9 protein-coding genes, 1 other RNA gene and 1 other annotated feature are annotated in these 11964 nt (G+C 39.5%); of the genes, 1 reads left to right on the plus strand and 9 read right to left on the minus strand.

Annotation, left to right across the window (positions count from 1 at the left end):
• Positions 1 to 9: 9 nt before the first annotated feature.
• The 7 genes from V7124_RS06625 to V7124_RS06655 form a co-directional block, all read right to left on the minus strand.
• Positions 10 to 960, minus strand: coding sequence for an ABC transporter permease (locus V7124_RS06625; RefSeq protein WP_335487245.1), 951 nt, complete (start codon positions 958 to 960; stop codon positions 10 to 12).
• The gene (locus V7124_RS06630) at positions 953 to 1879 is read right to left on the minus strand and encodes an ABC transporter ATP-binding protein (RefSeq protein ID WP_335408808.1); all 927 of its coding nucleotides are present in this window, start codon (positions 1877 to 1879) and stop codon (positions 953 to 955) included. Before V7124_RS06630 ends, V7124_RS06625 begins: the two co-directional genes overlap by 8 nt.
• 288 nt (positions 1880 to 2167) lie before the next feature.
• Positions 2168 to 2935, minus strand: a complete 768-nt coding sequence (locus tag V7124_RS06635; RefSeq protein WP_335408807.1) for a tRNA threonylcarbamoyladenosine dehydratase — start codon at positions 2933 to 2935, stop codon at positions 2168 to 2170.
• Positions 2936 to 3329: 394 nt separating this feature from the next.
• Positions 3330 to 3526, minus strand: a non-coding RNA gene (gene ssrS, locus V7124_RS06640) — 6S RNA.
• A 61-nt stretch (positions 3527 to 3587) separates the two neighbouring features.
• A complete protein-coding gene (aspS, locus tag V7124_RS06645; protein WP_335487249.1) occupies positions 3588 to 5366 on the minus strand; it encodes an aspartate--tRNA ligase in 1779 nt (592 codons plus the stop codon).
• 15 nt (positions 5367 to 5381) lie between these two features.
• On the minus strand, positions 5382 to 6653 hold the full coding sequence (hisS, locus tag V7124_RS06650) for a histidine--tRNA ligase (protein ID WP_335487253.1): 1272 nt from the start codon (positions 6651 to 6653) through the stop codon (positions 5382 to 5384).
• Between the two features lie 79 nt (positions 6654 to 6732).
• Positions 6733 to 7023, minus strand: a binding site (T-box leader).
• A 60-nt stretch (positions 7024 to 7083) separates the two neighbouring features.
• Positions 7084 to 7260: a hypothetical protein gene (locus V7124_RS06655; protein ID WP_335408802.1), complete on the minus strand. Its 177-nt coding sequence runs from the start codon at positions 7258 to 7260 to the stop codon at positions 7084 to 7086.
• 190 nt (positions 7261 to 7450) lie between these two features.
• Here V7124_RS06655 and V7124_RS06660 point away from each other — a divergent pair, with 190 nt between their 5' ends.
• The gene (locus V7124_RS06660; RefSeq protein WP_335487257.1) at positions 7451 to 9148 is read left to right on the plus strand and encodes an SH3 domain-containing protein; all 1698 of its coding nucleotides are present in this window, start codon (positions 7451 to 7453) and stop codon (positions 9146 to 9148) included.
• Positions 9149 to 9226: 78 nt separating this feature from the next.
• Here the strand turns inward: V7124_RS06660 and dtd are convergent, their stop codons facing one another.
• Both dtd and V7124_RS06670 read right to left on the minus strand, forming a co-directional pair.
• Entirely contained in the window at positions 9227 to 9670 is a 444-nt protein-coding gene (gene dtd, locus V7124_RS06665; protein ID WP_335408799.1) for a D-aminoacyl-tRNA deacylase, read from the minus strand.
• Positions 9671 to 9684: 14 nt separating this feature from the next.
• Entirely contained in the window at positions 9685 to 11880 is a 2196-nt protein-coding gene (locus V7124_RS06670; RefSeq protein WP_335408797.1) for a RelA/SpoT family protein, read from the minus strand.
• Positions 11881 to 11964: the final 84 nt, after the last annotated feature.

Below are 11964 nucleotides of genomic sequence, written 5' to 3' on the forward strand. Positions count from 1 at the left end.
GGTTTATTTTTATGCCGCAACATCTCGCTTATTAAACACATAGAAAGCCAATAATTGAAATAACACAAAGTATAAAACTAGCATGATAATAGAGAAAGACATGGTCATCCCCTCTAGAAGCGGAGTGCCTTCGATATATTGCATTAAATTTGTATTAGCAAACAAAATATATTTTGCCCATTCAAACTTCATCGATATGAGTGCCGTGAATTGACTGCCGGTAAACATCAAGAATAACGATATACCAATAGCCAGTGAGCTATTTCTAAAAACGGTTGAAATCATAAAAGCCATGGTTGTGAGCATCATCATTTCAATTGAACCTAAGCCATAATAAATGATCAGATGGACGACAATATGCTGCTCTGTTATTTTTCCATTAAAGTAATTCAAATAGGGTACCGCTTGCTCTGGCATCCCAAATAGTACGGCACCAAGGAGCGCTGAAAAAACAAATAGAATGCCTACCATTAACAAAGCAAATACTAATACGGTTATGTATTTGGATAATAGAATCTTACTTCGATTAATAGGACGAATAAGAAGCAGTTTGATCGTTCCCCATGAAAATTCGCTGGCAACGATTCCTGCAGAGATGACAATTGTAAATAATCCAGCTAATAAAATAAGCTCTGAATTGTCTTGGACAAAAGACCATAAATGATATTTTTCCCTAAACGGAATATCATGTTCAATTCTGTATTCATTGATCTCAATCTGTTTTTTATAATAATCTTGTTCTGTCTTAAATTGACTAGACTCTAACTGCTTTTTCAAGGCTTCATTTTCCTGTTGAAGAACTGGTTTCCAATCCTCCGTTACATTTGGTTCGTCATCAACCAGATTATATTTCATAAAAACACCAGTAATAGAGACAATTACCAATAAAATCGCAATCATCACATAGGTACCAGGTCTTCTGAAAATTTTCATTAATTCATTACGGATCAAATTAATCATGATTTAGCGCCCCCTTATCCGATGTCAATTCAAGGAAGCGATCCTCTAATGTTTTGGAAACTTCTTTAATACCAAACACTTGAATATCATTTTCTACGAACCCCTTTACCATTGCAGGCACTTCGTTTTTAGGAATTTCCAAGGTAATCCCGTTTCGTGAATTGGTTGCTGTGATAGTTGGATACCTAGTTTTCAAAAGTGTCATCGCCTTATCACTGGGAATAATCTCAAACTCAAAGCTAGCACTATTTCCATGCACCAATTCCTGGACCAATTGGACATCAATAAGTCTGCCATCTTGAATAATTCCAATTCGGTCACACATCATTTCCATCTCTGAAAGGATATGGCTTGATACAATGACTGCCATCCCTTTTTCCCGAGCTAGGAGACGGATATAATCACGGATTTCTCTTATCCCTGCGGGGTCCAGTCCATTTGTCGGCTCATCCAAAATCAACACTTTCGGATCATGCAAAAGACATTGAGCTAATCCTAATCTTTGCCGCATCCCTAATGAGTAGGTTTTTACTTTATCGTGAATCCGGTCTGATAATCCCACTAGCTTGACGGTCTCATCAATTTTCCCCTTCGTTATCCCTTTTACCATTCGAGCGTAGTGGATAAGATTTTGATACCCACTTAGAAACTTGTACATTTCAGGATTTTCAACAATGGCTCCGACATGCTTAACAGCGTCTTCGAACTTGGTTTTGATACTCGCTCCACCGATTATTATATCTCCAGAAGTAATTCCCATTAGACCGACAATCATCCGAATCGTGGTCGTTTTACCTGCCCCATTTGGGCCAAGAAAACCAAAGACTTCACCTTTATTTACTTCAAAACTGATATTATCTATGATTGTTCTTCCTTTAATGACTTTCGTTACATCCTTAATAACTACGATAGATTCCAAGTAATTTCCCCCTCTCTTAACAAGTGTACCGTATTCTAGATAAAACTTACCAATTTTACATAAAGGCTGTTTTCGTAACGATTGTTGTTAAAATCTTAAAGCCGATTTTAACGTGGCAATAGTATTTTGCGCGCTGAATTTAGTCTACAAGCTCTTTTCTTACTAAATTTATGCTGTTTTCGGCGAAAACACAGTACATTCATTATTTTCTAGTATAAAAAGCAACAAAGTTTAAGAAAAGAGCCTACATAAAAAATAACCCCGACCTATTGGTTCGGGGGGTTAGTACTATTTCTCGTCAGCTACACGGGTAATTTTGATATCCGAGAGTAACTCACGAACTACATAGCTTGCCATGATTAATCCACAGGCAGATGGAACGAAGGCATTTGAGGATGGCGGCATTTGCCCCTTACGAGTGGGCGCATTCTCATTTCCAACCTCTTTCTTGATATCCTCCCGAATGACAATTGGGCTCTCATCAGAGAAAACCACTGGAATACCTTTATGGATTCTTTCCTTGCGCAGCTTCGTGCGGATTACTTTTGCGATGGGATCCGTATGCGTTTTTGAAATATCTGCAATCTTGAAGCGAGTTGGGTCCATTTTGTTAGCCGCACCCATGCTAGAGATAATCGGAATATTTCTATTTAGACATTCTTTCATCAAGTGAATTTTATAAATAATCGTATCTGAAGCGTCTACGACAAAATCCAATCCGTATTTAAAAAACTCTTCATACGTCTCTTCTGTATAAAACATTTTTAAAGCGATGACTTCACAATCAGGATTAATATCTTTAATGCGCTCTTTCATCAGGTCTGCTTTAGGTTGGCCGACCGTAGAAAGAAGGGCAATCAGTTGACGGTTGACATTGGTGATATCAACAACATCTTTATCAACTAATACCAAACGACCAACACCAGAACGTGCAAGCGCCTCAGCGGCAAATGTTCCGACACCGCCAATGCCTAATATAGCAACTGTACTGTTTTTCATTATATCAAGGCCTTCTTTACCAATTGCCAGTTCATTACGAGAAAATTGATGCAGCATATGATCCTCCAGAAATATAAATTCGACTTATTAATATCTTTTACCCTAAAAAAATATAACATACTCGTTCATAAATTCAAGTATCTCTATGGGAATTCTTTTGTTGCTTGTTTTTTTAAAGAGGCGGTTTTCTGACCTCATGAACACTTTATGAGACCCATTTTTCCTGATTACACATATTTTTAGGCTTCATGAACACTTCCTGAGACCCGTTTTTCCTGATTAAACATTTTTTTGGGCTTCATGAATGCTTTATGAGGCCCATATATCCTGATTACAGCTATTTTTGGGCCTCATGGGACCACTAGACCCGTTTCTTCAACTCATGATTTATGGAAACAATCCCACTCAAAAAATAAAAATAGCCCCCTGCGTTGCAGGAGGCTATTTTTATAAGGGTCCCAATGGTGCCGTCGCGCTTAGTTCCTTCTTTTGATCCCGCTATTTTCGCAGGTGGGTGTCCTGTTCCAAGTTTATGTAAGTCCTTTTTACCGTATAGGTTGAGGCATTTACGCAGCTTGAAAACGGCAGACTCCCGAAGAAATAATGTTGGTCAAAAGTTAGGTAATACAACGAACATTTCAGGACTCTTATTTGATTGACTTTATAATATCATATAATGAAAAACCATTCAAGTGATAATGAAAGCGTTTTATTCATTTTTATTGGTAACATTTAGTGACAAATGGAGTTCTTTTAATTGAGCTTCAGAAACTTCACCCGGTGCATTTGTTAACAGGTCGCTTGCACTTGCCGTTTTTGGAAAAGCAATCGTATCACGCAGGTTCGTACTGCCTGCAAGCAGCATAACCAATCGGTCTAAGCCAAGAGCAATTCCACCATGTGGCGGTGTTCCATATTCAAAAGCGTTTAATAAGAACCCAAATTGTTCCTGTGCTTCTTCAGGTGTAAACCCAAGAACTTGAAACATTTTTTCTTGTACAGGACGCTCGAATATCCGTAACGAACCGCCTCCGAGTTCATAACCATTCAAAACAAGGTCATAGGCCTGTGCTCGAACTCTGGCAGGGTCTGTATCTAGGTACTGCAGGTCTTCCCGAACAGGCATTGTGAATGGATGATGGGCAGCATAATAGCGGCCTTCTTCTTCACCGTATTCTAGCAATGGCCAATCTGTAACCCATAAGAAATTAAACTTGCTTTGATCGATTAATCCTAATTCTTTTCCAAGTTTTGAGCGAAGTGCACCTAATGCATCGGCAACTACATTTTTCTTGTCTGCTACGAAGAGGAGAAGATCGCCTTCTGCCGCATTCAAAACAGTTCTTAGAGCTTTAGCATCCTCATCTGCAAAAAACTTCGCGATTGGACCTTTTAACCCATCTGCATCAACTTTCAGCCACGCAAGACCTTTTGCACCATAAACGGAAACAAACTCTGTTAAGGCGTCAATATCTTTACGGGAGTATTTTTCCGCAGCTCCTGTTACATTAATTGCCTTTACTTGACCGCCATTCGCGACCGCTCCCGCAAATACTTTAAATCCTGAATCCTTAACGACCTCAGATAGGTCGATGAGTTCAAGTCCAAAGCGGGTATCAGGCTTATCTGAACCAAATCTGCTCATGGCCTCGTCATAAGTCATCCGTGGAAATGGAGCAGGAATTTCAATTCCTTTTACTTCCTTCATCAATCCAGTCATCATTTTTTCCATTAACCCTAAGATATCCTCTTGTCCAAGGAAACTGGTTTCAATATCAATTTGGGTAAATTCTGGCTGACGGTCGGCACGTAAATCTTCATCACGGAAACAGCGAGCAATTTGGTAGTAACGCTCAATCCCACCAACCATTAATAACTGCTTGAATAACTGTGGTGATTGCGGCAGTGCATAGAACTCACCAGGATGTACACGGCTTGGTACGAGATAGTCCCGCGCTCCCTCTGGTGTACTTTTTGTTAAAATTGGAGTTTCAATATCTAAAAATCCTTCCGAATCAAGGAAATCTCTGATTTGCTTCGTTACTTGATGACGCATTTTTAATGTTTCAAAAATAACCGGCCGACGGAAATCTAAATAACGATATTTTAGACGAATATCTTCAGAAGCATCCGTTTTGTCTGAAATCACAAATGGAGGTGTTTTCGCTTCGTTAATAATTGTTACATTATCAGCTAGAATTTCAATTTTCCCGGTTTTTAAATTAGGGTTAATTGTTCCCTCCTCGCGAGCAATAACCGTTCCTTGTATATCTAGTACATACTCGTTCCGGATCTTCTCAGCGATTTCAAGTGCTTCTTTTGATACATCCGGATTGAAAACAACCTGGACAAGACCTGAACGGTCGCGTAAATCAATAAAGATTAATCCGCCTAAGTCCCGGCGCTTTGCAACCCATCCCTTAAGCGTTACTTTTTCACCGATGGCTGATTCTGGAACATCGCCACAAAAATATGTTCTCCCGTACATGAAGATCCTCTCCTCTTATCCCTTTAATTCTTGAAAATATTCGACAAATCGTGCTAATTCAATTTCCTCTTGCTCACCAGTTGCCATATTCTTTAGATTGATTTTATTATTCGTCAGTTCTTCATCACCCAAAACGGCAACATATTTTGCGTTCAGGCGATCCGCTGACTTAAATTGCGCTTTAATTTTCCGATTTAAATAATCTCTCTCAGCAGAAACACCAGCAAGACGGAGCTTTTGCAAAAGCCCTACGGTATAGTCTTTTGCTTGTTCACCAAGGGAGGCAATATAGCAATCAATTCCTTTGGCCACTTCTAGTTCGATGCCTTCAGCATTTAGAGCCGCAATAAAACGTTCAATACTCATAGCAAAACCAATTCCCGGTGTTTCTGGGCCGCCCATTTCTTCGGCTAAACCGTTATAGCGACCACCGCCGCAAAGAGTAGTAATCGCTCCAAAGCCCTCGGCGTCACTCATAATTTCAAATGCAGTGTGATTATAATAATCTAAACCGCGTACAAGGTTCGGATCCACAACAAATGGAATATCTAATTGTGTTAAATACTGCTGTAATTTTTCAAAATAAGCCTTAGAATCATCATTTAAATAATCAATAATCGAAGGTGCAGTTTTCATTAATTCATGATTGTGATCCTGTTTACAATCGAGAATCCGCAATGGATTTTTTTCTAGACGGTTTTGACAGTCTGGACAAAACTCACCGATTCTCGGTTGAAAATGGTTAACTAATGCATTACGGTGAGCAATCCTGCTCTCCTTATCACCAAGACTATTAATAACGAGCTTTAGTTTTCTCAAACCCATTTCCTTGTATAAATTCATCGCTAGTGAAATTACCTCTGCGTCAATGGCAGGGTCATTACTGCCTAATGCTTCAATGCCAAACTGTACAAATTGACGGAAGCGTCCTGCCTGTGGACGTTCATATCGGAACATCGGTCCCATGTAATAAAGCTTAACCGGCTGATTTGGATACCCAAACATCTTTTTCTCAACAAAGGACCTTACAACAGAAGCTGTGCCTTCTGGTCTAAGTGTGAGACTGCGTCCGCCTCGGTCTTCAAATGTGTACATTTCTTTTTGGACAATGTCGGTAGTATCGCCTACTCCTCGTGTAAAGAGATCAGTATGTTCAAAAATCGGAGTCCGTATTTCTTGATATTGATATTTCTCGCAAAGTTCTCTGGCTTTTGCTTCAATCTGCTGCCATTTTTCTACCTCTCCAGGTAGAATGTCCTGTGTTCCTCTTGGAATGCTAATAGACATAACAGAATTCCTCCTCACGGTTCCTTTTTTATGTAAAACATTGTATAAAAAACAAAAAACTCCCGTCACTTGTATAAATACAAGGGACGAGAGTTATATTCCCGCGGTGCCACCCTAGTTGAAGGCATCAATAATCATGCACTTCCTCTTTTACAGTTAACGCCTGCTCACGTTCTTCTCCTACTAAAGGTGGAATGCATTCATTCCAACTAGAGGTGGATTATATTCATTCCACCTAAGTAAGTCTTTTTCAGAGAGAAGCCTACGGAGTGTTCATTCATTAAGTACCATGTAGAAATGCTTTCAGCCTTGGGCATTTCCTCTCTTGTCATGTTTTAGCTTAACTACTATGCTCCATCATTGGTTATATTCATGTATTTTATTTATTTATATAATATTACGGAGCATTGAATCCATTGTCAAGAAGGATTTAGTTTCTTTCTAAATGTTTTTTCAGCTTTCTAACATCAGCGATCGTCAGTCCAAATTCTGATGCAAGCTCAAACGTATTATTATGCTGTTCCTTTTGAATAAAATCATGGAAGTCGACACCAAAAATCCGACTATCCATTGATTGAATACTATTTCCCTTATCGCTCGCTCTCAACACATCACCCCATCATATTCTTCTATAAACTTATTATTTCCATCAAACCAAAAAACTTACATAAGAAACAAAATAACCGATTTTTTTACAAATAAGGAATGAATTCCATTCCTATTTACGATAAAATAGAAGATATTGCGAAGGGAGAGAGTGGATATTGAGGAAATTTATACTATTTTTAGTATGTTTCGTGCTGATTTTTGCTGTATTCCTTCCCAAAGATATAGGGGCAGCAACCGAATCGGTTACTATTTCAGAGGACACCGTTAATATTCGGAATGGTTCGGGCTTAAGTTATCAGCTTGTGAAACAAGTAAAAAAGGATGAAACGTTTACGATCATTAAAGAAAAGGACGATTGGATTCAAATTCAACTTTCAGCGACGAAAACAGGTTGGGTGGCCAACTGGGTAGTTACAAAATCCACTAATGGCGAAACAACGACCAAGTCTAGTAATTCAAAAAAGATCACTGCTGAAGCCAATACCGATCAACTAAGAGTACGCTCTGGTCCAGGAACTAGCTTCCGTATTATTGGTTATTTAAATAAAGGACAAGCTGTTACTGTACTTGATGAAAATGAAAACTGGTTAAAGGTATCTGCGACATTAGGAGAAGGCTGGGTTGCACGAGAATACATAGATTTAAAGAATACTAGTAATCCTTCAAAAGAAGAAAGCACAAACGATTCCATCGGTAAGGGTATTGTGATTGATACATTGAATATACGCAATGAACCTTCCACTACTGGAACGGTTATTGGAAAACTAGCAAAAGGAACGACTGTTAGTATTTATTCAAAAAAAGATACTTGGCTAGAGATACGGTACGCTGATCAAAAAGCATGGGTTAGTGCAGATTTTGTTCAAATGGGTACACAAAGTCAGCCGTCTAAAGGTGATACTGAATCCATTGGTACAGTCACTGCCAGCAATCTTAGTGTTCGCAGTGGCTCTTCATTAAATTCAAAAATTATTGGGTCCGTTTCAAAGGGACAGAAATTTTCTATTTTGGAGGAAGTAAATAATTGGGTCAAAATTGAATATCAACCTGGAAAAACAGGCTGGGCAGCGGGCTGGTACTTTAATAGGGATAAAACTGGACCAAGCCAGCTAGCCAAAGATAGCAAAGTTACGATCCTCCATAATGGAACCAATATCAGAAAGGATCCAAACACCCAGTCAAATGTCCTGCAGCGGGCAAATGAGGGAGACTCCTTTCCCATTAAAAGTGTCGAGCAGGATTGGTATGAAATTACCCTGCCTAACGGTACGAATGGTTATATCGCTGGATGGCTGGTAACAACCAATGGTTCAGGACCGGAAATTGATAAACAAGGGCCAGAAGGTTACCTGCGCTACAAAACCATTGTCATTGATCCTGGGCATGGGGGTATAGATAATGGTGCCACCGGTTCAAGTGGAACACTTGAAAAGGAATTGACACTACGGACTGCTCAGCTTTTATCCGATAAGCTAAAAGCATCTGGAGCCAATGTCTTTCTAACGAGAAGCAATGATTCGTTTCTTCCACTTCCTTCAAGGGTAAGAATGGCAAGTGTACACCAGTCTGACGCCTTTATCAGCTTACATTATGATAGCAACCTAGACCGCAGCGTCCGGGGAATGACCGGTTATTACTATCATTCTTTTCAAAAGGATCTAGCTGAATCTGTTTACTATTCAACCAATGCGCAAACAAAGCTAAAAAGCCGTGGTGTGCGCTCGGGTGATTACCATGTCGTTCGAGAAAATCAAAGACAAGCCGTGCTGATGGAATTGGGCTACCTAAGTAATCCAGCAGAAGAAATGACGATGAGGTCGAGTCAATTTCAAGAAAGCGTCGCAACTGGCATTTATAATGGATTAGCAAAGTACTTTAAAGAATAAAAAGAAAAGCTATAGCCCCTAGGCGCTGTCGCTAGACAAAAAAATGCTTGGCAGCTATTAAAAAGCGCCAAGCATTTTTTATATTTTACTATCAACAATAAGGGTTACAGGACCGTCATTGATTAGTTCAACATCCATCATCGCTCCGAAGATACCCGTTTCAACCTTGATCCCTTTTTCGCGCAATAAACCATTGAAACGTTCATATAGTTGATTCGCCTGTTCCGGTTTTGCAGCATCCATGAAATTGGGCCTTCTTCCTTTCTTGGTATCTCCATACAAGGTGAATTGAGAGACAGAAAGGATTTCACCGCCAACCTCTAATAAAGATAAATTCATCTTCCCAGCATCATCTTCAAAAATCCGTAGATTTGCAATTTTATCTGCTAGGAAGGCCGCGTCCTCGTCTTTATCTTGATGTGTTACACCAACAAGGAGGACTAGACCTTTGGAAATACTCCCTGTAATTTCACCATTAACCGTTACCTTCGCCTTTTTACTACGCTGGACAACAATTCGCATTTTCCCAAAACTCCCTAATTCATAATCCGGCGAACCGAATAGATATCTGGAATCTGTTTAATCCGCTCAACCACTTTTTGCAAATGACTAACATTGTGAATGGCAATCGACATACTGATTGTCGCCATTTTATTACGGTCAGATCGGCCAGAAACGGCTGAAATATTGGTTTTTGTTTCATTTACGGCCTGTAAAACCTCATTCAATAAGCCACGGCGGTCATAACCATTAATTTCGATATCAACATTGTATTCTTTACGATTATTTAAAGCGGATTCCCACTCAACTGGAATTAACCTGGCTTGTGCATCATTCGAATCGATATTTGTACAATCGGCACGATGTACAGAAACCCCGCGTCCTTTCGTAATGAAGCCGACAATTTCATCACCAGGAACAGGATTACAGCATCTCGATAATCGGATCAATAAATTATCAATCCCAGCAACACGAACGCCCGACTCCTTCTTTTTCGTAGAAGGAAAAGTCTTCATCTCTGAAATGGCATTTGTAATTGTCGTTGATTGTTCTTTGTCTCTCTTTTTACGCCATTTCTCAGTTAAACGATTGGCAACCTGCAGTGCTGTTACTCCATTATAGCCAACCGCTGCATACATATCGTCTTCATTGGTAAAATTAAACTTTTCTGCTACCTTTTTTAAGTTTTCAGCAGTTAAGATTTCTTTTAAATCGAAATCCATGGATCGGATTTCTTTTTCAACAAGCTCTTTTCCCTTATCGACATTTTCATCACGGCGCTGCTTCTTAAAGAAGGCACGGATTTTGTTCTTGGCCTGTGATGTTTGTGCAAGCTTTAACCAGTCTTGACTTGGTCCATATGAATGCTTTGATGTAAGTATTTCGATAATGTCGCCTGTTTTAAGTCGGTAATCAAGCGTAACCATTTTTCCGTTGACTTTTGCCCCAATCGTTTTATTGCCAATTTCAGAGTGAATTCGATAGGCAAAATCAATCGGAACAGAACCTGACGGTAATTCAATGACATCTCCCTTTGGGGTAAAAACAAATACCATATCGGAGAATAGATCTATTTTTAACGATTCCATGAACTCTTCTGCATTCGCTGTGTCATTTTGGAATTCAAGGATTTCCCTAAACCATGTTAGTTTTTGTTCATAAGAAGTAGTATCACTTAGTACTTTACCTTCTTTATACGCCCAGTGGGCTGCAATCCCGAATTCGGCAATCCTGTGCATTTCAGATGTCCGAATTTGAACCTCTAACGGGTCACCCTTAGGTCCGATGACTGTTGTATGAAGAGATTGATACATATTAGGCTTCGGCATCGCAATATAGTCCTTAAATCGACCTGGCATTGGCTTCCAGCATGTATGGATGATTCCTAATACCGCATAGCAATCCTTAATACTATTCACGACAATCCGAACCGCAAGCAGGTCATAAATCTCAGTAAACTGTTTATTTTGCTGAACCATTTTACGGTAAATGCTATAAATATGTTTAGGTCTTCCGTTAAGCTCCGCGTTAATGGAGACTTCCTTCATCCTCGTGCGGACCTCGTCCATTACATCAACTAAGTATTGCTCCCGCTCTGCACGCTTCTTTTTCATTAAGTTAACAATACGGTAATATTGCTGTGGATTTAAGTACCTTAATGCAGTATCCTCCAGCTCCCACTTAATCTTAGAAATACCAAGACGATGGGCCAAAGGTGCAAAGATTTCAAGTGTTTCATTTGAAATACGGCGCTGCTTCTCTACAGGAAGGTGCTTAAGCGTCCTCATATTATGCAAACGATCGGCAAGCTTAATCAAAATAACGCGGATATCTTGAGCCATAGCCACAAACATTTTCCTGTGGTTTTCTGCCTGCTGTTCCTCGTGTGATTTATATTTAATTTTTCCTAATTTCGTAACCCCGTCGACAAGCATGGCCACTTCGTCATTAAATTCAGTCTCGATGTCCTTTAGCGTAACATCGGTGTCTTCAACAACGTCATGAAGAAAACCAGCGGCAACCGTTTCAGGATCCATCTCCAAATCCGCTAGAATTCCAGCCACTTGAATGGGATGAATAATGTAAGGTTCTCCCGATTTTCTATATTGTTCACGATGAGAATGTTTAGCGAATTCGTAAGCTCGCTTAACTAATTCAACATGCTCCTCGTTTAAATAGGCTCTCGTCTTGTCGATGACTTGATCGGCGGTTAGAACTTGATCGTTCGCCATAAAATCACCTTATTTTTCGTCTCATTTTTTTATTAAATGTATTCCAATCTATACTAGTTACTAATGAATGTTATTATTATCGAA

The organism is Neobacillus niacini (assembly GCF_036961885.1).
Classification (GTDB): domain Bacteria; phylum Bacillota; class Bacilli; order Bacillales; family Cytobacillaceae; genus Neobacillus; species Neobacillus niacini_H.

Bases quoted from the DNA above. Each gene is read 5' to 3' on its own strand.
- V7124_RS06625 (WP_335487245.1), bottom strand. From the start codon at position 960: ATGATTAATTTGATCCGTAATGAATTAATGAAAATTTTCAGAAGACCT.
- V7124_RS06635 (WP_335408807.1), bottom strand. From the start codon at position 2,935: ATGCTGCATCAATTTTCTCGTAATGAACTGGCAATTGGTAAAGAAGGC.
- aspS (WP_335487249.1), bottom strand. From the start codon at position 5,366: ATGTACGGGAGAACATATTTTTGTGGCGATGTTCCAGAATCAGCCATC.
- hisS (WP_335487253.1), bottom strand. From the start codon at position 6,653: ATGTCTATTAGCATTCCAAGAGGAACACAGGACATTCTACCTGGAGAG.
- dtd (WP_335408799.1), bottom strand. From the start codon at position 9,670: ATGCGAATTGTTGTCCAGCGTAGTAAAAAGGCGAAGGTAACGGTTAAT.
- V7124_RS06670 (WP_335408797.1), bottom strand. From the start codon at position 11,880: ATGGCGAACGATCAAGTTCTAACCGCCGATCAAGTCATCGACAAGACG.